The 24,081-nt window shown below is 73.3% G+C and carries 20 protein-coding genes and 1 tRNA gene; 8 read left to right on the forward strand and 13 right to left on the reverse strand.

Annotated elements, in window-relative coordinates:
• Window positions 1-12: 12 nt before the first annotated feature.
• From O7613_RS16325 to O7613_RS16335, 3 genes are all read right to left on the reverse strand, one after another.
• A complete protein-coding gene (locus tag O7613_RS16325; RefSeq protein ID WP_282289220.1) occupies window positions 13-1,179 on the reverse strand; it encodes a branched-chain amino acid ABC transporter substrate-binding protein in 1,167 nt (388 codons plus the stop codon).
• A 260-nt stretch (window positions 1,180-1,439) separates the two neighbouring features.
• The gene (locus O7613_RS16330; protein WP_281587538.1) at window positions 1,440-2,600 is read right to left on the reverse strand and encodes a hypothetical protein; all 1,161 of its coding nucleotides are present in this window, start codon (window positions 2,598-2,600) and stop codon (window positions 1,440-1,442) included.
• 48 nt (window positions 2,601-2,648) lie between these two features.
• Complete coding sequence (locus tag O7613_RS16335) at window positions 2,649-3,269, reverse strand: response regulator (RefSeq protein WP_282289221.1); 621 nt, start codon at window positions 3,267-3,269, stop codon at window positions 2,649-2,651.
• Window positions 3,270-3,350: 81 nt separating this feature from the next.
• On the opposite strand from O7613_RS16335, the gene O7613_RS16340 reads away from it, so the two are divergent.
• Window positions 3,351-3,433 (forward strand) — tRNA-Leu (locus tag O7613_RS16340).
• A gap of 254 nt (window positions 3,434-3,687) precedes the next feature.
• Window positions 3,688-4,218 (forward strand): hypothetical protein, encoded by a 531-nt coding sequence (locus O7613_RS16345; protein WP_282289222.1) that lies wholly within the window; start codon window positions 3,688-3,690, stop codon window positions 4,216-4,218.
• Window positions 4,219-4,278: 60 nt separating this feature from the next.
• Here O7613_RS16345 and O7613_RS16350 read toward each other — a convergent pair whose 3' ends face one another.
• Window positions 4,279-5,436 (reverse strand): PLP-dependent aspartate aminotransferase family protein, encoded by a 1,158-nt coding sequence (locus O7613_RS16350; RefSeq protein WP_282289223.1) that lies wholly within the window; start codon window positions 5,434-5,436, stop codon window positions 4,279-4,281.
• Window positions 5,437-5,538: 102 nt separating this feature from the next.
• Here O7613_RS16350 and O7613_RS16355 point away from each other — a divergent pair, with 102 nt between their 5' ends.
• Together O7613_RS16355 and O7613_RS16360 are read left to right on the forward strand one after the other, a co-directional pair.
• Window positions 5,539-6,018, forward strand: a complete 480-nt coding sequence (locus O7613_RS16355) for an Lrp/AsnC family transcriptional regulator (RefSeq protein WP_281587534.1) — start codon at window positions 5,539-5,541, stop codon at window positions 6,016-6,018.
• A 61-nt stretch (window positions 6,019-6,079) separates the two neighbouring features.
• The gene (locus tag O7613_RS16360; RefSeq protein WP_282289224.1) at window positions 6,080-7,075 is read left to right on the forward strand and encodes an LLM class flavin-dependent oxidoreductase; all 996 of its coding nucleotides are present in this window, start codon (window positions 6,080-6,082) and stop codon (window positions 7,073-7,075) included.
• Between the two features lie 169 nt (window positions 7,076-7,244).
• Here O7613_RS16360 and O7613_RS16365 read toward each other — a convergent pair whose 3' ends face one another.
• The 6 genes from O7613_RS16365 to O7613_RS16390 all read right to left on the reverse strand — a co-directional run bounded on the left by O7613_RS16365 (window position 7,245) and on the right by O7613_RS16390 (window position 14,777).
• Window positions 7,245-9,524 carry a cellulose binding domain-containing protein gene (locus O7613_RS16365; protein ID WP_282294553.1) on the reverse strand — a complete coding sequence of 760 codons (2,280 nt, stop codon included), beginning with the start codon at window positions 9,522-9,524 and terminating at the stop codon, window positions 7,245-7,247.
• A gap of 349 nt (window positions 9,525-9,873) precedes the next feature.
• Window positions 9,874-10,974 carry a sulfite exporter TauE/SafE family protein gene (locus tag O7613_RS16370; RefSeq protein WP_281587532.1) on the reverse strand — a complete coding sequence of 367 codons (1,101 nt, stop codon included), beginning with the start codon at window positions 10,972-10,974 and terminating at the stop codon, window positions 9,874-9,876.
• A gap of 121 nt (window positions 10,975-11,095) precedes the next feature.
• Window positions 11,096-11,566, reverse strand: coding sequence for an Rrf2 family transcriptional regulator (locus O7613_RS16375; RefSeq protein WP_281587531.1), 471 nt, complete (start codon window positions 11,564-11,566; stop codon window positions 11,096-11,098).
• Between the two features lie 142 nt (window positions 11,567-11,708).
• Complete coding sequence (locus tag O7613_RS16380) at window positions 11,709-12,593, reverse strand: acyl-CoA thioesterase II (protein WP_282289225.1); 885 nt, start codon at window positions 12,591-12,593, stop codon at window positions 11,709-11,711.
• A 42-nt stretch (window positions 12,594-12,635) separates the two neighbouring features.
• Complete coding sequence (pyk, locus tag O7613_RS16385; protein WP_281587529.1) at window positions 12,636-14,084, reverse strand: pyruvate kinase; 1,449 nt, start codon at window positions 14,082-14,084, stop codon at window positions 12,636-12,638.
• 327 nt (window positions 14,085-14,411) lie between these two features.
• Window positions 14,412-14,777, reverse strand: coding sequence for a YciI family protein (locus tag O7613_RS16390; protein WP_281587528.1), 366 nt, complete (start codon window positions 14,775-14,777; stop codon window positions 14,412-14,414).
• A 223-nt stretch (window positions 14,778-15,000) separates the two neighbouring features.
• Between O7613_RS16390 and O7613_RS16395 the strand changes: the two genes are divergently transcribed.
• The 3 genes from O7613_RS16395 (at window position 15,001) to O7613_RS16405 (ending at window position 20,262) form a co-directional block, all read left to right on the forward strand.
• Entirely contained in the window at window positions 15,001-17,661 is a 2,661-nt protein-coding gene (locus O7613_RS16395) for a SpoIIE family protein phosphatase (protein ID WP_282289226.1), read from the forward strand.
• Window positions 17,662-17,738: 77 nt separating this feature from the next.
• Window positions 17,739-18,605 carry an aldo/keto reductase gene (locus O7613_RS16400; RefSeq protein WP_282289227.1) on the forward strand — a complete coding sequence of 289 codons (867 nt, stop codon included), beginning with the start codon at window positions 17,739-17,741 and terminating at the stop codon, window positions 18,603-18,605.
• A 67-nt stretch (window positions 18,606-18,672) separates the two neighbouring features.
• Window positions 18,673-20,262, forward strand: a complete 1,590-nt coding sequence (locus tag O7613_RS16405) for a GMC family oxidoreductase N-terminal domain-containing protein (RefSeq protein WP_282289228.1) — start codon at window positions 18,673-18,675, stop codon at window positions 20,260-20,262.
• Between the two features lie 138 nt (window positions 20,263-20,400).
• Here the strand turns inward: O7613_RS16405 and O7613_RS16410 are convergent, their stop codons facing one another.
• Window positions 20,401-21,294 carry an alpha/beta fold hydrolase gene (locus tag O7613_RS16410; protein ID WP_282289229.1) on the reverse strand — a complete coding sequence of 298 codons (894 nt, stop codon included), beginning with the start codon at window positions 21,292-21,294 and terminating at the stop codon, window positions 20,401-20,403.
• 292 nt (window positions 21,295-21,586) lie between these two features.
• Complete coding sequence (locus O7613_RS16415; RefSeq protein ID WP_282289230.1) at window positions 21,587-22,213, reverse strand: response regulator; 627 nt, start codon at window positions 22,211-22,213, stop codon at window positions 21,587-21,589.
• A 150-nt stretch (window positions 22,214-22,363) separates the two neighbouring features.
• Between O7613_RS16415 and O7613_RS16420 the strand changes: the two genes are divergently transcribed.
• Entirely contained in the window at window positions 22,364-23,713 is a 1,350-nt protein-coding gene (locus O7613_RS16420; RefSeq protein ID WP_282289231.1) for a pentapeptide repeat-containing protein, read from the forward strand.
• A 7-nt stretch (window positions 23,714-23,720) separates the two neighbouring features.
• Here the strand turns inward: O7613_RS16420 and O7613_RS16425 are convergent, their stop codons facing one another.
• The gene (locus O7613_RS16425) at window positions 23,721-23,984 is read right to left on the reverse strand and encodes a DUF6244 family protein (protein WP_089157165.1); all 264 of its coding nucleotides are present in this window, start codon (window positions 23,982-23,984) and stop codon (window positions 23,721-23,723) included.
• Window positions 23,985-24,081: the final 97 nt, after the last annotated feature.

The following is a 24,081-nucleotide window of genomic DNA, read 5'->3' on the forward strand; positions in this document are numbered from 1 at the left end:
CGGATGAACCGGTCAGCTCTTGGGGATCTCGATGTCGGGGACGACCTTGCCCGCGTTCACCTTGAACGCCCACACGATGACCTGCGCCGGGTCCAGCTCGCCGGTGGACTCGAACTTGTAGGCCACGCCGGTCGCGTCACCGGTCTTGTCGTAGGACTTGATGAAGCTCAGCAGGTCCGCGCGGGTGCCCTTGCCGTCCTTGATGCCCGCCAGCATGATCTTCGTGATGTCGTACGACACGTCGGCGTAGGTGCCCGGCTCGGCGTTGTCGAACGCGGCCTTGTAGTCGGTCACGAACGAGCCCTTGGCCGCCGTGGCCGGGGCGCACGGGCAGGTCAGGATCGTGCCCTCGGCGACCTGCTGGCCGGCCACCTTGATGAAGTTGGCGTCGTTGACACCGTCACCGGCGACCATCGTGCCCTTCCAGCCCGCGCCCTTGAGCTGCTTGAGCAGCAGGCCGGCCTCGGTGTAGTAGCCACCGAAGAAGAGGACGTTCGCGCCACTGCTCTGGATCTTGGTGACCACTGCGGAGAAGTTGGTCTGCTTGACCTGGATCTTGTCCTCGCCCGCGACCGCGCCGAGGACCTTCTTCACCTCGTCCACCAGACCCGCGCCGTACGCCGACTGGTCGTCCACCACGTAGACCTTGTCGGCCTTCAGCACGTCCTTGATGTAACGGCCGGCGGCCGGACCCTGCGAGGTGTCGTTGCCGACGCCCCGGTGGAAGATCTTCCAGCCCTTGGTGCTCAGGCTCGGCCGGGTGGCCGACGGCGTGATGATCGGCAGGCCGGCCTCGTCGAAGATCGGGTCGGCCACCTCCGACTCACCCGAGAACGCCGGGCCGACGACGCCGACGACCTTGCTGTCGCCGGCTGCCTTCTGGGCCAGCGCCGGCGCCTTGGCCGGGTCACCCTGCGAGTCGTACTCCTCCAGGTTGACCTTGCAGTCCGCGTTGTCCTTGTTGTACTGGTCGATGGCCAGCTTGGTGCCGTTGCGCATGTGGATACCGAGACCCGCGGCGTCGCCGGTCAGCGGGCCGAAGAAGCCGATCTTCAGGTCGCAGGCGGCCTTGCTGCCGCCACCCGCGTCATCACCACTGTCAGCCTTGCAGGCCGCGCCACTGAAAACGAGCGCGCCGATGACCACACCACCGAGCACCCGTGCGAGCTTCTGCCTCACGGCTCGTACCCTCCTCCGTCCGAAGGCCCGGAAACCACCCAGCGCGAATTGGACCTTGCGAGGGTTGGCCGGACCGACCGCGATCCCGGTCTGGGCCGGGACGTTATCCCACCGGCGGGTGCCGAAGGTAGACCTGAGAAGCGGGGTTGACCTAACCGTTACGTTGAGTGGCCGGATTCACAGCGGTGGTGTAACACACCGGGATCACCGGGGGGACCATCGGACATCCGACACCTGCCGGAAACACGCTGGTGAAAAGCTCAGGCGGGCCGCCACGCCCCCCGCGCCGACCACACCCGCGCCCGCACCCCGTCGTCCACCGACAGCAGGGCGACATCACCCGCCGCCGCCACCGCGACCGACCTGTCGTTACCCCACGGAACCGCCACCGGCAGCGCCACCGGCGACCACCGGCCACCGTCCGGCGAAAACCAGCCCGCCTCCGACGCCACGCCGGCCACCACGGCGAACGCGCCGTCACCCCGCGCCGACAGACCCCAGACCCGACCCGGCCGCTCCGCGCCACCCGGAACGTCGCCACCCGGCCGCCAGTCGTCGCCCTCGGCCACCCACGCGCCCAGGCCGTCGCCCCGCCGGCCCACCGCCACCGCCCGGTCGCCCACCCGGACCACCCGTTGCAGGTCCTGGTCGACGCCACCGCCGGGCAGCACCGCGCGCCGCCAGGCCGACCCGTCCGGCGACGTCCACACCGCCGCGTCCGTTCCGGTACGCCCCGACGGCAGCACCGAGCCCACCATGAGCCACCCCGACCCGGCCGCCGCGCCGTCGGCCACCCACGGCCGGCCCGCCCCGTCCGTGGCCAACCCCGGCACGCCACTCACCAGACGGAAGTCCGACCCGTCCGCCGACACCCACGCGGCCGCGCCGGTGGCCCGGTTCCCGGAGATCAACCAGCCGCCCGGCCCACCCACGACCCGGCCCACGTTCACCGCGTCCGGCCCACCGAACACCTCGAACTCCGCCGGCACCTCCACCAGCGCACCGTCGGCGTCCAGGCGCCAGGTGCTGATCCGGGGGTTGCCGTGCACCCCGCCGCTGCGGCCACCGACCGCCACCGGTCGCCCGTCCCGGCAGCCGACCGCGGTGAGCAGATTCTCCGGGCCGTACGGGCTGCGCGGCACCGGACGCAGCGCGGTCCAGGCACGGGCGTCCACACTCGACCACGCCGCCGGATGCGGGACCCCGTCGGCGTCCAGCACCGCGCCCACCACGAACCAGCGGCCCCCGCAGGCCGCGGCGTCCCGCAACGCCACCCGGCCGGAAAGACCCGACGGGAGCGGCAGATCGACCGGCTGCCAGGCTGGACGCAGCGGCTCGGGCGCGGGGGCGGGCGCCTCGGGCGCCCGGCAGGCAGCCACCAGCGTCACGAGCAGGCCGAGCACCGCCAGCGGACGTCGCATGGCGACAACCGTATCGATCGGAGGCGACGCCGGGAACCGGCCGCCGGGTCAGGAGGCGGGCTGCGCCACCTCGCCGCCGGCGGTCTCGGCGAGGATCCGCTCGGCGACCTCCTTCATGGTCATCCGGTGGTCCATCGCGGTGCGCTGGATCCACTTGAACGCCTCGGGCTCGGTCATCCCGTACGTCGTCATCAGCGCGCCCTTGGCCCGCTCCACGGTCTTGCGGATCTCCAGCCGATCGGTCAGACCGGCCACCTCCGCCTCCAGCGCGGCCACCTCGGAGTAGCGGGACAACGCGATCTCCACCGCCGGCACCAGGTCGCTCTTCTGGAACGGCTTGACCAGGTAGGCCATCGCGCCGGCCGCCCGCGCGCGCTCGACCAGGTCACGCTGGCTGAACGCGGTCAGGATGATCACCGGGGCGATGCGCGCGCCGGCGATCCGCTCGGCGGCGGCCAGCCCGTCCATGATCGGCATCTTGATGTCGAGGATGACCAGATCCGGCTTGAGCTCCTCGGCGAGCCGGACGGCGGTCTCCCCGTCGCCGGCCTCGCCGACCACCTCGTAGCCCTCCTCGACAAGCATCTCGGCCAGGTCCAGTCGGATCAGCGCCTCGTCCTCGGCGATCAGAACGCGCTTGCGCTCGGCATCCGTCTGCATCTCGCCCACGAGCCACTCCCACCATCGATCCCGGCACGGTCACCACCCATGCTCCCGCATGAGCGTAGTCGGGTACAGTTACCCCACCCCGCCGGGATGGTGGAACGGCATACACGGAAGTCTCAAACACTTCTGCCCGAAAGGGCTTGCGGGTTCGAATCCCGCTCCCGGCACTTCTTGTCATACACGTGTTCGAGGATGCTGCTGTGCATCCTCCCGAAATGCGGGCACGAGCCCGCGCCCTTCGCGCCCGGGGTCACAACATCCGTTCCGTGGCCCGCAGCCTCTCCCTGCCCTACACCACGGTCTGGCACTGGTGCGTCGACCGGCCCGAACCGGCGATCTTCGGTAGCGCGGTCCGGTGCTTCCGTTGCCGCCCCGGCCAGGAAGGCCCACCCGATCAGGCTGCCTACGCCTACCTGCTCGGGTGGGCCTTCCTGGCCGGGGCGGCAACGGAAGCACCGACCGGACACCGGTGCTCCGGATCTACTGCGCCGACGCCTGGCCGAACCTGATCGAGCAGTGCGACGCCGCGATGCGCGCGGTCCTGGCCAACAAGGTGCAGCGCATCCAGAAGCGGGGTTGCGTCGCCGTGCAGAGCACCGCGCTCCACTGGCCGTGCCTGTTTCCCCAGCACGGGCCGGGCAAGAAGCACGAGCGCCCGATTGTCCTCACGGACTGGCAACGGATCATCGTCGAGGCACACCCGGGCCACTTCCTGCGCGGCCTGTTCCACTCCGACGGCTGCCGCTTCGCCAACCGGGTCGTCGTCCGCGGAAAGGAGTACGTCTATCCCCGTTACATGTTCTCCAACCGCTCCACCGACATCATGGCGCTCTGCCAGTGGGCCCTCGACCTGCTCGGTATCGCGTGGCGGATGAACCTGCCGTGGTCCCTGTCGGTGGCCCGGCGGGAGGCGGTCGCCGCGCTGGACCAGCACGTCGGCCCGAAGTCCTGACCGGACGGCACGCTGTGGGCAGGACTCCGGCGGCCGTTGCCGGCACCGCACCGGCACGCGTCAGATCGACGCGAGCGCCCGGGCCAGGTCCGCGCGCAGGTCCTCCGGGTCCTCCAGCCCGACCGAGACCCGCAGCAGCGCGCCGCCCGGCTTCGCGTCGCCCTCGACCGGCCGGTGGGTCAGCGAGGCCGGGTGCTGGATCAGCGTGTCGACGCCGCCGAGCGAAACGGCGTGGGTGATCAGCTCGCAGGCGCCGGCGACCGTGGCCGCGGCGGGCGCGCCGCCGCGTACCTCGAAGGCGAGCAGGCTGCCGCCGCCGGACATCTGGCGGCCGACCAGGCCGGCCGGGTCGTGCCGGGACGGGTGGTGGACCCGTTCGACGGCCGGGTGGCCGGCGAGCCAGGCGGCGAGCTTCTCGGCGCCGGCCTGCTGGGCGCGGACCCGCAGCGGCAGGGTCTGGAGGCCGCGGTGCAGCAGGTACGCGCCGAGCGGGTGCAGGACGGCGCCGGTGACGGCGCGGACCTGGCGGAGCCGGGCCGCCCAGTCGGGCGCGCAGGCGACGACGCCGGCGAGGACGTCGCCGTGGCCGCCGATGCTCTTGGTGGCGCTGTGCAGGACGAGGGTGGCGCCGTGCCGGGCGGGTTGTTGGAGCACCGGGGTGGCGACGGTGTTGTCGACGAGCAGCGGGACGTCGCCGGCGGCGGTGGCGAGCGCGGCGATGTCGACCAGGTCGAGGGTCGGGTTGGCCGGGGTCTCGACGACGACCAGGGCGGTGTCGGAGCGGATCGCGGCAGCGACGTCGTCGGCGCGGGCCCAGGTGACCTCGGTGCCGAGCAGGCCGGTGGCGAGGACGTGGTCGGTGCCGCCGTAGAGGGGGCGGACGGCGACGACGTGGCGTTTCCCGTCGCGGGTGGCGGCGAGCAGGGTGGCGGTGAGCGCGGCCATGCCGCTGGCGAAGGCGACCGCCTCGGCGGTGCCTTCGAGCTGGGCGAGGGCGGTTTCGAAGCGGGCCACGGTGGGGTTCCAGAGCCGCTGGTAGACGGCGCTGCCGCCGGCCGGGAGGGTGCCGCCGGTGGCGAGGGTCTCGTAGTCGTCGCCGCCGTCGGCCACCGAGGGCAGGGGGTTGGTGGTGGAGAGGTCGATGGGCGGGACGTGGACGCCGAGGCCGGCGAGGTCGTCACGCCCGGCGTGCACGGCTGCGGTGTCCACGGCTGTCATGCCCGGAAGCGTCGAACATCCTCACACCGAAGGGCAAGAGAAACGAACAAGATTCTGGTGATCATGCTTTCGCCGTACGCATCTTCGGTGGAGGATGGCGGCATGCCTCTCGCACCGAATGATGTACGGCAGTTCTCCGGGCTGGACGACGTGGACCGCGCGATCCTGACCGAGCTGACCGCGGACGGCCGGCTGCCGAACAACGCGCTCGCCGAGCGGGTGGGGGTGGCCCCGTCGACGTGCCTGACCCGGACCCGGGCCTTGCGTGAGTGCGGGGCGATCCGCGGGTTCCACGCCGACGTGGATCCGGCGGCGGTGGGGCTGCCGTTGCAGGCGCTGGTGTCGGTGCGGCTGACCGCGCACGAACGGGCCGCGGTGGACGCGTTCCGGGCCCGGTCGGTGCGGCTGCCGGGGGTGGTGTCGGTGTTCCACGTGGCGGGCGCGGAGGACTACGTGTTGCACGTGCGGGCGGCGTCCGGGGACGCGCTGCGGGACTTCGTGCTCGACCATCTGGCGGTGGATCCGGCGGTCCAGCACACCCAGACCAGCCTCATCTTCGAGCAGGCCCGGGGTATGGGCTGACCCACCCGACGGAACAATTCCGGCAGGTGGCGGGTTGCACCAGGGCGTGATCGACGTACCGATGTCTGTTCTTGACCTTGCCCCGGTGGCCGCGACCGGCAGTGCCGGTGAGGCGCTGCGGCACACCACCGAGCTGGCCCGGCGCACCGAGGAGCTGGGCTACCGCCGGTTCTGGGTGGCCGAGCACCACAACATGCCGGCGATCGCCAGTTCGGCGCCGGCGGTGCTGCTGGCGCACCTGGCCGCCAACACCACCACGATCCGGTTGGGTTCCGGTGGGGTGATGCTGCCCAACCACGCGCCGCTGGTGGTGGCGGAGCAGTTCGGCACCCTGGACGCGCTGCACCCGGGCCGGATCGACCTGGGCATCGGGCGGGCGCCCGGCACCGACCAGGTGACCGCGTTGGCGCTGCGCCGCACCATGGAGGGCCTGTCCGCCGAGCACTTCCCGCGTGAGCTGGCCGACCTGATGAACTACTTCAGCGGCGAGGAGCCCGGTCCGATCACGGCGACGCCGGGGCGGGGGCAGTCGCCGCAGGTGTGGCTGCTCGGGTCGAGCGGGTTCAGCGCCCAGCTCGCCGGCCTGCTCGGGTTGCCGTTCTCCTTCGCGCACCACTTCAGCTCGCAGCACACGATCCCGGCGTTGCGGCTCTACCGGCAGCACTTCCGGCCGTCGCGGTGGCTGGATCGGCCGTACGCGATGGTGGCGGTGAACGCGGTGTGCGCGGAGACCGACGAGCGGGCGGAGTGGCTGGCCGGGCCGGCCGGGTTGTCGTTCCTGAAGCTGCGCTCGGGGCGGCCGGAGCCGCTGGTGACGCCGGAGGAGGCGGCGGCCTACCCGTACTCGGAGCTGGAGCGGGAGTTCGTGGCGCAGCGCCGCGACGGCCAGGCGACCGGTTCACCGGAGACGGTGGCCCGGCAGCTCGGGGAGTTGCTGGAGCGCACCGGCGCGGACGAGTTGATGCTGACCGCGATGGTCTACGACGTGGCCGACCGGGTCCGCTCGTACGAGTTGATCGCCGAGAAGGTCGCCGGCGGCCTGCGCCGGGACGGCTGAAACACGCTCTTCATAGCCACGTCACCGCAGCGTCGCGTGGGGCGCATAACTTAGTCCTCGGTGGTGGTACGGCATTCCCGGTCGGGACGGGTCGGGAATGCTGCGGTGTGGTGCACCGGGTCGCCGGCGGAGCGGATTCCGCGGCCGGCGACCCGGTGCCTTTTTCGCCTCAGCGCAGGTAGATGTTCGGCGCGGCAGGCGTGCTCATGCCGTCACCGAGGAAGAAACTCGGGTGCGGCGGCTGGTTGTAGGCGGTGTTCTGCCAGGCGACGGCCACCCGATACTGCGGGTCGTGCATCAGGGTCGGCAGGCGCAGGCCCGTGGTGACGGGCGTGCTGTAGATGCGCAGCGCTGAGCTGTCGGAGGTGCGCCACACCACCTCCTCGCGCCAGTCGCCGAGGATGTCGCCGGAGAGCGCCGGGGTGGACTTGGTGCCGTTGTTGGACGCGACATTGCTGCCGGTGAGCAGCCGGGTCTCGCCGCCGGTGCCATACTTGTCGATCTTGGTGGCGTCGAGCAGCTCGCGGACCGGGTCACCGTCCCACCAGATCAGGAAGTTCGCCGAGGACGGCTTGCGGCCGACGTTCTGCCCGCGGGTGTTGAGCAGGCCGTCCGCCGCCGACGACCAGGACTCCGCGCCCGGGCTGCCGGCCCAGACGTCACCGGAGACGCCACGGCCGTTGTCGCCGTTCGGCGACGTCTGCCAGAGGATCTGGCCGGTACGCGCGTCGGACATCCACGAGCTGGGCTTGCTGCCGTCCTCGTCCACCTTGAAGACCTCCAGGCCGGAACGGGACGGATCGAGGTCGCCGACGTGCAGCGCGTCGCCGTGCCCGTTGCCGGTGGAGTAGAGCAACCGGCCGTTGTCGTCGATGGTGGCCGCCCCGTACACGATCTCCTGGCGGCCGTCGTTGTCCACGTCGGCCACGGAGAGCTGGTGGTTGCCCTGGCCGGCGGCGGCGCCGTTGCCGGAGGAGTTGGAGTCGAACGTCCAGCGCTTGGTCAGCGACCCGTTGCGGAAGTCCCACGCGGCGATCACCGCCCGGGTGTAGTAGCCACGCGCCATGATCAGTGACGGGCGCTGGCCGTCCAGGTAGGCGGTGCCGGCGAGGAACCGGTCGACCCGGTTGCCGTACGAGTCGCCCCAGGACGAGACGGTGCCGCGCGGCGGGTCGTAGTTGACCGTGGACAGCGCCGCGCCGGTGCGGCCGTCGAACATGGTCAGGTATTCCGGGCCGGCGAGCACGTAGCCGCTGGAGTTGCGGTAGTCGGCCGAGGAGGAGCCGATCACCTGGCCGGTGCCGGAGCGGGAGCCGTCGGCGGTCTTCATGGCCACCTCGGCGTCGCCGTCGCCGTCGTAGTCGTACACCTGGAACTGGGTGTAGTGGGCCCCGGCGCGGATGTTGCGGCCCAGGTCGATGCGCCACAGCCGCGTGCCGGTGAGGGTGTACGCGTCGACGTAGACGTTGCCGGTGTAGCCGGACTGCGAGTTGTCCTTGGCGTTCGACGGGTCCCACTTGAGCACGAACTCGTAGCGGCCGTCGCCGTCGAGGTCGCCGACGCTGGCGTCGTTGGCGGAGTAACTGTAGGACTCGCCGCTCGGCGTGGTGCCGCCCGGCGGGGCCTGGATCGGGACGTCCAGGTAGCCGTTGGCGAACTGCAACGCCGGGGCGGACGCCGCCTGCTCGGCGCCGTTCACCACAGCCCGCACGGTGTACGCGGACCCGGCGGACGCACCGTTGTCCAGGTAGCTGGTGGCGCCGGTGATCGGACTGCCGTTGACCTTCGTGCCGCCCCGGTAGAGGTTGAACGACACACCCGAGGTCTCGGTGCCGAGCAGTCGCCAGGACACCAGGTTCCCGCTGCCGGAGCGGACACTCACCAGCCCACGGTCGAGTTTCTCCATCTGCTTGGCGCCGGCCGGCGGGGTGGTGGGCGGCGGCGTGGTGGTGGGCGGCGGTTCGGTCGGTGGCGGCGTGGTGGGTGGCGGAGTCGTCGGACCGGACGTCGTCGGCGTCGCGGTCGGGGGCGCGCCGGTGCAGGTGGTGCCGTTGAGCGTGAACGTGGTCGGGGCCGGGTTGGAGGCGTTGTTCCACGAGCCGTTGAAGCCGAAGTTGGCGGTGCCACCGGTGCCGATCGTGGCGTTGTAACCGGCGTCGCGGGCGGTGACCTGGGCGCCGGACTGGCTGACCGTGGCGTTCCAAGCCTGGACGACCTGCTGACCGTTGGCGAAGCTCCAACCGAGCGTCCAGCCGTTGACCGGATCGCCGAGGTTGGTCACGGTGACGTCGGCGCCGAAGCCGCCGCCCCACTGGTTGGTGACCCGGTAGTCGACCCGGCAGGCGGCGGCCGCGGCCGAGGCCGTCATGGTGGTGAGCGCGCCCGCCGTCAGGGTGGCCGCCGAGACCGCGGCGAGCAGTGCGATCCGGCGTGAGGTGGTGTGGTGCACGGGGTTGCCTTTCGCGAAGGTCAGGCACGCGGCGACGCCGGCCTGCCCGGGCCGGCGGGAAGTGTGCACGCGCGTTGACGCGACGGAACGTCAGACATCGACGCATGTAATTAGCTCCCGTGCCCCGCCAGCCTAAGACACCACCCCACGCCCCACAAGCAGGGGGTTAAGGCGGGGGCCCTTGTTAACGTTTTCGGTAGAGGAAGGGCCCCCGGTTAACACCCCCGGCGTCGGCTCACGCCTGCGGCGTCGGCGAGCGCGCGATGGCGTGGACACACGCCCAGGGTGGGCGACGCCTGGCGGGGAGCCGGACCGGAGCGGCCCGCGGCTCGTCCGTACCGGTGGAGACTCAGCCCTCGACGGCGGCGGCAAGCCGCCGGGACGGCTCGGCCTCGACGGCCGGGGCGGCGGCGGCAACGGCCGGAGCGGCCTCGACCGCCGGATCCACCGCCGCGACCGCCGGATCCGCCGCCTCGGCAATCGGCGCCGCGCCCGCGGCGGACCCCGGGACGACGGTGTCGGACCCCGCGGCGTCGGACACGACGGCGTCGGCCGGAGTGGCGGCGAGCGCCGCCTCGACCGTGGCCCGTGCCCGGCGGACGCGGCGCAGGGCCCGCACCGCCAGCACCACGGCGGCCAGCCAGCCCGCGCCGAGCACGGCGTAGACCAGGGCCGGCACCGGGCCGCCGAGGTCGCCGGCGCGCAGCAGGGTACGGGCGTTGGTCAGCACGATCACGCCGCCGATGACGGCGCCGAGCACCTGGGCCGGCACGATGCGGACCAGCCAGGCCGCGATCGGCGCCGCGATCAGGCCGCCGATCAGGAGCGCGGCCACGGTGGGCAGCAGGAAGCCGTCGGACCCGAGGCCGATCAGGAAGCCGAGGCTGGCCGCGCCGGCGACCACGAACTCGGAGGTGTCCACCGAGCCGATGACCTTGCGGGGTTCCATCCGCCCGGAGACCAGCAGGGCCGGGGTGGCGACCGGACCCCATCCGCCGCCGCCGGTGGCGTCGACGAAGCCGGCGACCAGGCCGAGCGGGGCGAGGAAGCGACTGCGCAGCCGGCCGGCGGCGCGGTTGGCCCGCAGCGGCCGGGAGAAACGGACCAGCAGGTACGCGCCGAGGGTGAACAGGATCGCGGCCATCCACGGGGCGGCCGACTCGGTGGAGATGGAGCTGAGGAACGTGGCCCCGGCGAACGCGCCGAGCGCGCCGGGCAGCGCGATCCGGGCGACCACCTTCCAGTCGACGTTGCCGAAGCGCCAATGGGCCACGCCGGCGGCGAGCGTGGTGCCGATCTCGGCGAGGTGCACCGAGGCGGACGCGGCGGCCGGCGCGACACCGGCGAAGAGGAGCAGGGTCGAGGAGGTCAACCCGTAGGCCATGCCGAGCGCGCCGTCGACCAGTTGCGCGGCGAGCCCGACGAGGGCGAGGACCAACAGCTTGCGCACGAGCGCCCCCTGACTTTTCGGCATCTCCTATCGACTTGGTCGACAATGCGGCACGGAGGCGTCCTCGGTCAAGTCCCCCATCCGGTTGGTGAGACGCGCCGGACGGCCCGTCGGAGAGTCGTCAGCTCCAGGCGCGCGGGTCGGCGGCCAGCTCGTTCACCCGGCCCGGCAGCTGCCCGGCGGCCACGTCGGCGATGGTGACCAGCTCCAGAATCTCCCGCTCACTGGCCCGCAACGCGATCCACACGTCCTGCAAGGCGCGGGCCGCGCCCTGGTAGCCGAGCTGCTCCGGGCGTTGCCCGCGGACGTGCGCGAGCGGCCCGTCGATCACCCGGATCACCTCGGCCAGGGATATCTCCGCGGCCGGGCGGGCCAGCCAGTAGCCGCCCTCGGGGCCACGCTGGGCGTGCACGACGCCGCCCCGGCGCAGTTGGAGCAGGATGCTCTCAAGAAACTTCGGCGGGATGTCCTGTGACCGGGCGATCTGTTCGGCGGTCACCGGCCGGCTCCGCCCGGAGGTCGTGCCCTCGGCGACCGAGGCCAGCTCGGCAGCCGCACGGAGGGCATAGTCGACCCGGGCGGAGAGACGCATGCCGGCAAGGTTAGTCGCCTGCTCAGCCGACCGGTCCCCCGACCCGCGACCGGACGTCGAGCGGGACCCGGCCGCCGCCGTACGTGTTAAAAAGGGGCCCCGCCTCTACCGGAGGCGTTAAGAGGGGGCCCCGCCTTGCACCTCAGGCGCCGACGCGGCGCAGCAGGCCCTCCTGGACGGCGCTGGCGATGTGGTTGCCCTTTGTGGTGAACATCCGGCCGGTGGCCAGGCCCCGGGCACCCGAGGCGGACGGGCTCCAGCAGTCGTAGAGGAACCACTCGTCGGCCCGGAACGACCGGTGGAACCAGAGCGCGTGGTCCAGGCTCGCGCCGACCACGCCACCGGGCCCCCACACCTCGCCGTGGACCGACAGCACCGAGTCCAGCAGCGTCAGGTCGGAGGCGTACGTCAGCGCGCACGCGTGCAGCAGCGGATCGTCGGGAAGCTTGCCGTCGATGCGCATCCAGACCCGCTGGTGCGGCTCGGCGGGACGGTCGCCGGGGCGGACCCAGCCGGGCTCGCCGACGTAGCGGACGTCGATCGGACGCGGGATCTGACCCCAGATGCCGAGCCGCTCCGGGTAGCGGGAGAGCCGGTCGGCCATGGTCGGTACGTCGTCCGGGCCGGGCACGTCGGGCGGGACCGGGGCGTGGTGGTCCAGCCCCTCCTCCCGCCGCTGGAACGAGGCCGACATGAAGAAGATCGGCTTGTCGTGCTGCAACGCCACCGAGCGGCGCACCGAGAAGGAGCGGCCGTCCCGGACGTTCTCCACCTGGTAGTCGATCGGCTCGGCCGGGTCGCCGGGCCGCACGAAGTAGCCGTGCAGCGAGTGCACGGCCCGCTCCGGGTCGACCGTGCGGCCGGCCGCCACCAGCGCCTGCCCGGCGACCTGCCCGCCGTAGACCCGCTGCGGGCCCACCGGCGGGCTCATCCCGCGGAAGGTCATGTCGCCGGTCGGCGCCAGGTCCAGCACCTCGAGGAGCTGGTCGACGGCGGCCTGCCCGGTCGCCGCCGGAGCGTCACTCACTGGTTGGCCTTCGTTCGCGACCGCGGGGCCCGCCGAGCGGGCTCACTGGAGCGCGCGCGCCGACGCGGCGTCGACGAGCGAACCGAGCTGGTGTACGCGCAGCGTGTTGGTGGAGCCGGGGGTGCCGGGCGGGCTGCCGGCCACGATCACCACGTAGTCGCCCGGGTTGGCCCGGTCGAGGCCGAGGAGCGCCTGGTCGACCTGTCGGAACATGTCGTCGGTGTGCTGCACGAACGGCATCAGGAACGTCTCCACACCCCAGCAGAGCGCGAGCTGGTGGCGCACCTCCGGGACCGGGGTGAAAGCCAGCAGCGGCAGGTCGCAGTGCAGCCGGCTGAGCCGCTTCACGGTGTCGCCGGTCTGCGAGAACGCCACCATGGCCTTGGCGCCGATGGCGCGGGCGATCGACGACGCGGCGACGGTGAGCGCGCCGCCGTGCGTACGCGGGTCGTGCTGGAGCCGGGGGACGGCGATGGAGCCGGCCTCGGTGGTGGTGATGATCTTGGCCATGGTGCTGACGGTGAGCACCGGGTACTTGCCGACGCTCGTCTCGCCGGAGAGCATCACCGCGTCCGCGCCGTCGAGCACCGCGTTCGCCACGTCGGAGGCCTCGGCGCGGGTCGGTCGCGAATTCTCGATCATGGAGTCGAGCATCTGGGTGGCCACGATGACCGGCTTGGCGTTCTCCCGGCAGAGCTGCACGGCGCGCTTCTGCACCAGCGGGACCTGGTCCAGCGGCAGCTCGACGCCGAGGTCGCCGCGGGCGACCATGACGCCGTCGAAGGCGAGCACGATCGCCTCCAGGTGGTCGACCGCCTCCGGCTTCTCGACCTTGGCCAGGACCGGGCGGCGGACGCCCTCCTCGTCCATGATCGCGTGGACGAGCTTGATGTCCTCCGGCGAGCGGACGAAGGAGAGCGCGACCAGGTCGACGCCGAGGCCGAGGGCGAAACGCAGGTCCTCGGCGTCCTTGTCGGACATGGCCGGGACGCTGACCGCCACGTTCGGCAGCGAGACGCCCTTGTTGTTGGAGACCGGGCCGCCCTCGGTGACCAGGCAACGGATGTCGTTGCCGGTGACGTCGCTGACCTCGACCGCGACCCGGCCGTCGTCGATCAGCAGCCGGTCGCCCGGCTTCACCTCCTGCGGCAGCTTGCGGTAGGTGCAGGAGACCCGCTCCTTGGTGCCGACGATCTCGTCGCCGGTGATCGTCACGGAGTCGCCGGTGCGCCACTCGTGCGGCCCGTCGGCGAAGCGGCCGAGGCGGATCTTGGGGCCCTGGAGGTCGGCGAGCACGGCGACCGGCGCACCGGCCGCCTCGGCGGCCTCGCGGACCATCCGGTAGACCGACTCGTGGTCGGCGTGACTGCCGTGGCTGAAGTTGAGCCTCGCCACGTTCATGCCGGCCTCGACGAGCCCGCGGATACGCTCCGGGGACGAGGTGGCGGGGCCGAGAGTGCAGACGATCTTCGCGCGGCGTGTCACGCCCATCAGGCTAGTCTCTCCTTCGGATCGGCCTGCCGACCGACCCCTTGCGGACTGCGGAACAGTTGTCCAACGACGCGCGAAACCCGCGCGAGCGGGCGGTGGGCGTACCGCACCGGAACGTCGTGTGTGGCGGGCATCGGCGACCGCGCGGCGGAAATCGTACCGCTCGCCGTCGCCGGCCGGCGGGGTGCTCCCGGTGCGCTCCGGGCAACCGGCTGGACCGGGGCGCCGGCGGGCCGGACGCGATCGGGGACGGCGGCCGGACGCGACCGGGGACGGCGGGCCGGACACCGACGTCGCGGCCCCGGCCGGCACCGACGCGTCGGCGCCTCAGCTCTCGGTCTTGACCAGCGGAAAGTCCAGCGACCCGGCCGCGCAGAGGAAGGTGAGCACCTCCACCCGGTAGAGCCCGGCCTGCACCGCCGGGTCGGCCTCCATGACGCTGCGTACGTCGTCCACCGAACCGGTTCGGGACAGCCCGAAGCCGATCGGCGGGTCGGGTTCGCGCGCCGGGCCGTCCACCGAGCCGTCGACGAGCACGATGCCGCGCCGCTGCAACGCCTGCATGTGTCGCAGGTGTTCGGCCTGGAGCCGCCGTACGGTCTCCTCCGGCAGCGCCCGGCCGGACGGGCCCGGGTAGAGCACGATGCACTCGTAGGTGTCCAACGCGAAGTCGAGCCGGGGCGTCGCGCCCATGCGCACCTCCTGACCACCGTCCCGCCCAGCCTCGCACGGCGGACCCGGCCCCCGGGCGGGCTCGCGGCAACTGCCCCGGCCCCGCCCGGTTGCCGACGTGCCGGGAGCTTCGTCCCCGCCCGTCGTCCCCATGCTCCGAACCGGATCGACGATCGTCGGCACGGCGGGCCGCTGGTACGTTTCCCGGTACTGCCGACGCCCACCGGCCGAGCGGAGGTCCCGGGTGAACGTCACCCCGCCGGACGACCCTCGGTGGCCGGACACCGTCACCGCCACCGGCGGGCGCGCGGGCGCGGTGATCACGGCGTACGACTGGTCCGGCACCCCGCTCGGACCGATCGAGGGCTGGCCGCAGAGCCTGCGTACCGCGCTGGCGCTCTGCCTGCGCTCCCCCGGCCCGGCGGTGCTGTGGTGGGGCGACGGGCCGGTGCCGCTGCCCAACGACGCGTACCGGCGGTTGCTCGGCCCGGGCCGGGAGGTCGCGCCGGACCGGCCGGCGGCGCGGGCGTGGCCGGGTGACTGGGACGCGCTCGTTCCGCTGCTCGCCCGCCGGGACGCCGGCACCAGCCCGGACGTACGGGTGCGGCACGCGCGCGACGGCGACCGCTGGTTCACCTTCACGCACAGCCCGGTGACCGACGAGTCGGGCCGGCCGGCGGGTGTCCTCAGCGTCGGCGCGGAGACCACCGCGCGGGTGGTGGGCGAGCGCCGGCTGCGGCTGCTCGTGGCGCTGGGCGCCGCGCTCGCCGACGCGGCCGACCCGGAGGAGGTGGCCCGGCGGGCGGTCGACACGCTCGGTGGCGCCGCCTCGATGCCGTTCGTCCGACTCCACCTGGCCACGCCGGGCGGCCCGCGGCTGGCCGCCACGGCCGGGGCCGAGGTCCCGCCGGTGGGCGACCTGCCGCTGGCCGAGGTGCTTGCCGACGGCGCGCCCCGGCTGGTGCCGCCGCACCTTGCCGGCGGTCGGGCGGACGCGCCGGTGGTGGCCGTGCTGCCGGTGCCCGAACCGGGCGCCGCCGCCCCGGCCGGGGTGCTCGTGGTCGGGCTGGACCCGCACCGCGCGGTCGACGCCGACCACCGTGCGTTCGTCGGGCTGCTCGCCGGTCAGGTGGGCGTCGCGCTGGCGGCGGCCCGGGCGCGCCGCCGCCGGTCCACCGACCGCGCCGGGCCGGACGCCGCCGTCACCGTGGACACCGGCGACCGGCGTACCGCGTTCGTGGCCGCCGTGACGCGGGACGTCAGCGACCGGCAGCGGGCGCTGCGGCGGGCGGAGGCGCTCGCCCGGCTGGCCGGGGCGCTCAGCTCGGCGCGGGGCCGGGAGGCCATCGTGGAGGTGCTCACCACCGTCGCCCCGGACGTGGTGGACGCCGCCGCGCTGCGGGTGGCGGTCGCCCTGCCCGGCCGTACCGTGCTCGACGTGACCGGTGGCGACGCCCCGCCCGGGCCGTTGCCGCTCGACACCGACGCCCCGCTGGCCCGGGCGGTACGCGACAACGCGGTGCTGCCGGTGACCGGCGCCGACGGCCGGACCACGGGGCTCTGCCTGCCGCTGCGCTACGGCGACGGTGTCGCGCTCGGCGCTCTGGAGGTGCGTTGGGCCGACCCGGTCACCGACGACGACGCGCTGCACAACCTGCTCGACGCGGTGGCCGCGCTGTGCAGCCAGGCGTTGCAGCGGGCCGAGCTGATCGGGTCGGCGCAGGCCATGGCCGTGTTCGCGGCCCGGTTGAGCGTGACCCGCTCCACCGCCGAGGCGATCGAGGTGATCCTCGACGCCCCCACCACGGTGTTCGGCGCGGAGTTGCCCGGCCTCGCCATGCGGGACGAGGGCCGCCGGGTCCGGCTCTGGTACCACGACGACGTGCCGGGCACGCTCGCCGCGGCGTTCCACGACCTGGGCGTCGACGACCCGCGCCCGCTCGTGCGCGCGCTGCGCGACGGGACGCGCATCGTGCTGCGGGACCGCGCCGAGTTCGCCGCCCGGTTCCCCGGCCTGCCCGACCCGGTCGGCGCGCACGGCCTGGTGACCACCGTGGCGCTGCCGCTGTTCGGCGCCGAGCGCCGGCCGATCGCCGCGCTGGGTTTCGGCTGGCGGCGGGAGCGCCCGCTGCGCGACACCGACCTGGCGTCGCTGAACACCGTCGCCGACCTGTGCGAGCAGACGCTGGAGCGGGTCCGGCTGGCCGCCGCCGAGCACAATCTGGTGACCCGCCTGGCCGGCCGCCTGCGCAGTTCGTCGCTGACCCCGCCGAAGGGCCTGGAGGTCGCCACCCGCTACCGACCGGCGATGAGCGGCCTGCACCTGGGCGGCGACTGGTACGACCTGGTCCGGCAGGACGGCGACCGGCTGGCCGTGGTGGTCGGCGACGTGGTCGGGCACCAGGTCGAGGCCGCCGCCGACATGGCCCAGCTGCGCACCATGCTGAACACGCTGATCCGGTTGGGGGTGCCGCTGGCGGAGGTGTTCCTCCGCCTCACCGAGCTGCTCGGCGTCGGGTTCCTGGGCACCTGCCTGATCGCGGTGGTCGACCCGGTGGCCGGCACGGCGCAGGTGGCCCGGGCCGGGCACCCGCATCCGGTGCTGCTGCCGGCCGGGCAGCCGCCGCGCGCCGTGCCGACGGCCCACGCGCTGCCGCTGGGCATGGTGGACGCGCCGATGACCGTGGCCACGATCCCGTTCGCTCCGGGTGACGTGCTCGTCGCGTACACCGACGGGCTGGTGGAGCGACGCGGCCGGCCGTACGACGAGGGCGTCGCGGCGCTGCACCGGACGCTTGCCGCGGTGCGGGACGAGCCGGCGGAGGCGATCGCGGACGCGCTGCTGCACGATCTGGCCGGCTCGGAGGACGACCAGGCGCTCGTGGTCTTGCGGCATCGGCGGTGAACAGGCTTCGGCGGCAGGTTTCGGGGAATGTCCTCCGGTCGGGACCCGAACCGGTGAGGACCAGCAGGAGGACCATGATGACCACAGGCACGCAGCCGGCCAAGGGGTCGGGCAGCTACCGGATCGGCGGTGACCTGCGGGTCGACCGCCTCGGATACGGGGCGATGCAGCTCACCGGCCCCGGTGTCTGGGGCGACCCGAAGGACCCGGCCGAGGCGGTGCGGGTGCTGCGCCGCGCGTACGAGCTGGGGGTCACGTTCGTCGACACCGCCGACTCGTACGGGCCGTTCGTCAGCGAGCTGCTGATCCGAGAGGCGCTGCACCCGTACGCCGACGACCTGGTGATCGCGACGAAGGCCGGGCTGACCCGCTCCGGTCCGGGCGACTGGCGGCCGGTGGGGCGCCCGGAATATCTGCGCCAGCAGTGCGAGCTGAGCCTGCGCCATCTGGGCCTGGACGCGATTCCGCTCTATCAGTTGCACCGGATCGACACCAAGGTGCCGCTCGCGGATCAGCTCGGTGAGTTGGCGTTGCTGAAGGAGGAGGGCAAGATCCGGCACATCGGGCTCTCCGAGGTGACGGTCGAGCAGATCGAGGCGGCCCGGAAGATCACCCCGATCGTGTCCGTGCAGAACCTCTACAACCTGGCCGACCGCGGCGCCGAGGACGTGCTGACCCACTGCGAGCGCAATGACCTGGCGTTCATCCCGTGGTTCCCGATCGCCACCGGCAACCTGGCGCGACCCGGCGGGCCGCTGGACGAGATCTCCACCGCGCACGGCGCCAGCCCCGCGCAGCTCGCCCTGGCGTGGCTGTTGCGCCGGTCGCCGGTGATGCTTCCCATTCCGGGTACGTCGTCGGTGGCGCACCTGGAGGAGAACGTCGCGGCGGCCGAGGTCGAGCTGACCGACGACGAGTACGAGGCGTTGGCGAAGGCGGCCTGAGCCTCTATGCGCGGTGTGGTCGAGCAACTACTGTCGGAAGGATTCTCGTGACTGGGGGTCCACGGCAGTGGAATTCGACTACGTCGTCGTCGGGGCCGGCGCGGCGGGATGCGTGCTGGCCGACCGGCTGACCGAGGATCCGGGCACCCGGGTCCTGCTGCTGGAGGCGGGCGGCTGGGACCGCAGCCCGTTCGTCCGGGTGCCGAAGGCGTTCGCGCGGCTGATGGACGATCCGCGTACCGCCTGGCACTACCCGGCGACGACCGGGCCGGGCCGGCGGGAGACCTGGCAGCGCGGCCGGATGGTCGGCGGTTCCACCTCGGTCAACGGCATGATCTGGAGCCGCGGCGCGGCCCGGGACTGGGACGCGCTGGCACCGCTGGGGTGGGGCTGGTCGGTCATGCGGCAGGTGTTCCAGCGGGTGGAGGACCACCCGCTGGGACCCGCGCCGCACCGGGGCGTCGGCGGGCCGGTGCGGCTCTCCGTGGCCACCGGCACCGACCCGCTCGCCGAGGAGATGGTGGCCACCGGCGCCGAGCTGGGCTGGCGGCCGGCGGACGACCTGGACGCCGGCGACGACGAACGGATCGGCTACCCGACCGCGACCATCCACAGGGGACGCCGGGTCAGCGCCGCCGACGCGTTCCTGCACCCGGCGCGTCGCCGCCCGAACCTGACCGTCGTGGTCGGCGCGGTCGCGCTGCGCGTGCTCGTCGAGGGCGGCCGGGCGGTCGGCGTACGGGTGGCGCACCGCGGCCGGGAGGTCGAGCACCGGGCTGCCGGCGAGGTGATCCTCGCCGCGGGCGCCCTGGCCACCCCGCAGCTGTTGCAGGTCTCCGGCATCGGCCCGGCCGGGACGCTGCGTGCCGCCGGGGTGCCGGTGCTGCTCGACCGGCCCCGGGTGGGCGCCGGGCTGCGGGAGCACCTGTCGATCGCGTTGCAGTACCGGCTCGCCGAGACCGGCGGCCACAACGCCCGGCTGGCGGGCCCACTCGGGCAAGCCCGCGCGACGGTGCGCTGGCTGCTCACCCGCGGCGGCCCGCTGGCGTTGCCGGTGTTCGACGTGGCGGCGCACGTGAAGTCCCGGCCGGACCTGGACCGGCCGGACGGCCACCTGCTGATGGCGCCGTTCTCGGCCGCCCCGCCCCGCCCGGGCCGGGCGCTGGAGCTGGAACGGGAACCGGGCGTGATGTGCCTGGGCACGGTGACCCGGCCGGACAGCGAGGGCAGTCTCACCGTCACCGACGCCGACCCGCGCACCCCGCCGTCGATCGTGGCGAACTACCTCGCCACCGGGCACGACCGGCGGGTGGCGGTGGACCTGTTCCGGCGGATGCGGGAGTTCTTCGCCAGCGGGCCGATCGCCAAGCGGATCGACGCGGAGACGGTGCCCGGCCTGGCGACCCGGACGGACGAGGAGATCGTCGAGGCGGCGGTGGCGCACGGCTACTGCGGCTACCACGCGATCGGCACCTGCGCGATGGGCGCGGACGACGACGACGTGGTCGACGCCGAGCTGCGGGTACGCGGCGTCGACGGGCTGCGGGTGGTGGACGCCTCGGTGCTGCCGGTGATGGTGGCGGGCTGGACCAGCGCGCCGGTGACGGCGCTGGCCTGGCGGGCCGCCGACGTGATCCGGGGCCGCGCCGAGGGGTGACCGCGCGGCGTTCGCGGGCCCGCCCGATGCGGCGGACCCGCCCCGGCGCGGAAGGCCGCCCGGCGCGGCGGGCCCGCCCCGGCGCGGAAGGCCGCCCGACGTGGCGGGCCCGCCCGGCGCGGCGGGCCCCGGAACCGCTCAGATCGCGAAGCAGTTGGGCCGGATCGCGGCGCCCGCGAGGGTCTGCCGCACCGCCGTGTAGGTGGTGCCGTCGAGGACCAGTCCGAGGTGGCCGACGACCCGCAGCGGGCACCACGCCTGCACCAGGATGTTCGTCGCGCCGTCGGCGAGCACCGCGTTGTCGACCGGCCGGACCAGCTCGTCCTGCCAGGTGCGCAGCGTGGTCCAGCGGACCGGCCCGGGGGTGTCGTCACCGGCGTTCAGGTCGGCCAGGAAGCTCGACCCGATGGTCATCTGCTGGCAGGCGACGATGCCGGCGCAGCTGCCCAACCCGACGACGGCGAGGATGTTGGCGACGTACGTGCCGTACTGCGGGCTGCCCAGGCTGATGTACTGGTCGACCCGGTCGGCGCCGCCGAGGTTCCGCACGTACCAGCGGCTGACCAGCCCACCCTCGGAGTGGGTGACCAGGTCGACCCGGCTCGCCCCGGTGGCGGCGCGCACCTGGTCCACGTAGGACGACAGCGCCCGGGCGGACTCGCGGATGTCGCCGAGGCCGAGGTTCGGCAGTTGGTAGATCGAGACCCGGTAGCCGTCGGCGCGCAGCCGGGCGGCGATCGGCTCGTACGCGATGGAGACCCCGATCAGTCCGCCGACCACGATGACCGGGTCGGCCGCCGCGGCGGCAGCCCGTTCGGCGGCAGTGGCGGCAGTGGTGCCGGTGGTGGCAGTGGTGCCGGTGGCGGTGGTGCTGGCAGCGGTGGTGGTGGTGATGCTGGCGGTCGTCGGTGACGCGGGCTCGGCGGCGTGGGCGGCGGTGGCCGGGACGAGCAGGGCGACGGCGGTGGCCGGGACGAGCAGGGCGGCGGCGGTAGCGGTGGCGGTCGTGGCGAGGATCGTTCGGAGCAGCATGGGCTGCACCTCCGATGGGAGGCACCCGGTCGGGACCGGGAGGGACGGGTGGGATCCGATCGATCGTGGGAACGATGATGCGTGTCAGATTTCACACCCGTCAATGGAAAGTTACGCACCGGTAACCAGTTGGTGCGCCCTGCGCGCAAACCGGCACCTCGGACACCGCCGCCTGACCTGATCCACTCCACCTCGCCGAACTGGCTGCTTCCGGGACATGCCGACCCCACCACTTCGCCGAAATGGAGTGGATCAAGAGTCACCTCGGCACAGCCACGAGGACGACTGTCGGTCAGACGTGGAGAATCCGTGCCAACTCGGTTGGAGACGCGGTGCAACTGACGCCGGCGATGGCCCCGGACTCGGCTCGATACCGCGCGACTCCGCGCGGCGAGGTGTAGAAGACCACAGGCGTCTGATCCCCTTGCCTGCGCAGGTCGCGCACAAGATCAAGTCCTGCGGTGGCGTTGAACCGACCGTTCTCCATCCGGCCCATGTCCGACACGATGACGGTTGGCCCGGTGCCACTGATCAGCTTCAGGGCCATCTCCGTCGACGTCGCCTGCACCACCTCGTAGCCGCCGTCGACGGCCCGGGCGCGCTCGTACACGTTCGCCTCCGGCTCGTCGTCGACCCAGAGGATCGTCTGCGACACGGGTGGCTCCGCCACGTCCGCTGTCGGCTCCGGCGACGCCGCCACCAGCGCGGACAACTCATTCACCCGGTCTTGCAGATCTTCAATGAGCTTGCGCGTCTTGTCCGAGGCGGTCTGAAGGCTGATCCTGGCGCCGCCGACCTCGACGTCGACCGAGTGACTGTCGCGAAGCAGCCGACGCGCTGCGGGCAGTAGATATACCAGCACCACGATCACCAGGAGTGGCCACGCCAACATGGCCACCGCTCGCAAGATGTCCGCCATGTCACCGTTCCGTGAGACAGTGAAAGAATTCACCGAAGCTAATGCATGGCGACGGCCCGACCGCCCGCATGGTCGGCCAGCCGACATGGACGGTCTGCACCGGCGAGGACCGGTCCCACGGCGACCCGCGTGGGTGGCATGCTGGGCGCCGTGTCCGCCCCACCGCCGCCGGAGAAGCCGCTCCGGGTGATGCCCTGGTGGCTGGCGCTGCTCGGGCTGCTGCTGGCTGCCGGTCTCGGCTGGCTGGTGCTCGGCTGGCTGCTCACCGAGGCCGACCGGGCGGCCCAGCCCGACACCCGGGCCACGCTGCGCGTCGACGCCATCCGCACCGGCCTCACCGTGGTCGCCGGCACCGGCGGCGGGCTCGCGCTGCTGTTCGCCGCCCGTCGACAGTGGATCAGCGAACGCGGCCAGCGGCACCAGGAGGCCGTCGCCGCCCACGACCAGGCGCACCGGGACCGGGTGCAGGCGCACGCCGAGGCGGTCGCCGAGGCCGCCGCACGGCACCAGGAACGCCAGGCCACCGCCGCCGAGCACGACGCCGGTGAGCGGCGACTCACCGAACTCTACGTCCGGGCGATCGAGCTGGTCGGCAGCGACAACCCGGCGGTACGCCTCGGCGGCCTGCACGCCCTGGAACGCCTCGGTCAGGACAACCCGGGGCAGCGGCCGACCACCGTGGCGGTGCTCTGCGCGTACCTGCGGATGCCGGCGCCCGACGACCCGCGCGAGGCCGAGGTGCGCCGCACCGCGCAGCGGATGCTCACCCGGCACCTGCGGGCGGACCGGGACACCTGGTGGCCGGGCACCGCGCTGGACCTGACCGGCGCCCGGCTGGACGACTTCGACGCCGCCGGCTGCACCCTCGTCGATCTGGACCTGACCGGCGCGGTCTGCACCGGCGTCACAAGCTTCGCCGGCGCGGTCGCGCACGGCCGGATGCGGCTGACCGCCGAGTTCGCCGACCTCGTGTGCGACGACCTCACCGGCGACGCCGACATCGTGCTCGACGACGCCCGGGTCACCGGCCGGGCCAGCTTCGACCGGGCCGACCTCGGTGGGGCGCTGTCCTGCCTCGGGACGCGCTTCGGGCAGGCGTCCTTCCACGCCGCCACGCTGCGGCAGCCGAGCAGCTTCGACCGGGCCACGTTCGCCGGCGCCGCCACGTTCCGGGAGGCGGTGTTCCTGGCCGGGCTCTCCATGGAACACACCGGTTTCGCCGGGTACGCGGGCTTCCGCCGGACCCGCTTCGCCGACCTGGCGTTGTTCCGCTGGACCGAGTTCGGCGCGGAGGCGTGGTTCGAGGGCGCCCGCTTCGAGGGCGGCACCAACTTCGGCCGGGCCGTGTTCCACGGCGGGGCCCACTTCGAGGGGGCAAAGCTGGCCCGCCGGCCCCTGGTCGACCAGGCCCGCGCGTCGACATCCGTCAGCCACGACTGGCCCCCGGACGTCACGGTGACGCGACGCGACGACGACTGGCTCGTCCTCACCGACCCGTGACGGCCGGTCAGTTGCCGAGCGCCTGGACCTTGGCGATGGTCTCCTGCACGTGCTGGCGGGCCGGCTCGCCGCCCTGCGCGGCCTGGGCGAGCGCCTGCCGGTACGCGTCGATGACCCCGATCAGCGGCCCCGCCGTCGCGCCTTCGAGCGCGCCGGCGACAAGCGCCCGCGCCTCGGCCGCGTCCTGTGCGGCGGCGGCCGTGCGGGCCTTCGCCTCGTCCAGCTTCTGTGCCGCCGCCGCCAGCCTGGCGATGACCTCCGCAGCGCTCACAAGCCCTCCCCATTCGCTCGCGCCAGCCTACTCCCGCCGCCCCGCCCGACCACCCCGCATCATGGAGTTGTGGCACCCCACAAAGCCACAGACGCCG

The sequence above is a fragment of the Micromonospora sp. WMMD975 genome, assembly GCF_029581215.1.
Classification (GTDB): domain Bacteria; phylum Actinomycetota; class Actinomycetes; order Mycobacteriales; family Micromonosporaceae; genus Micromonospora.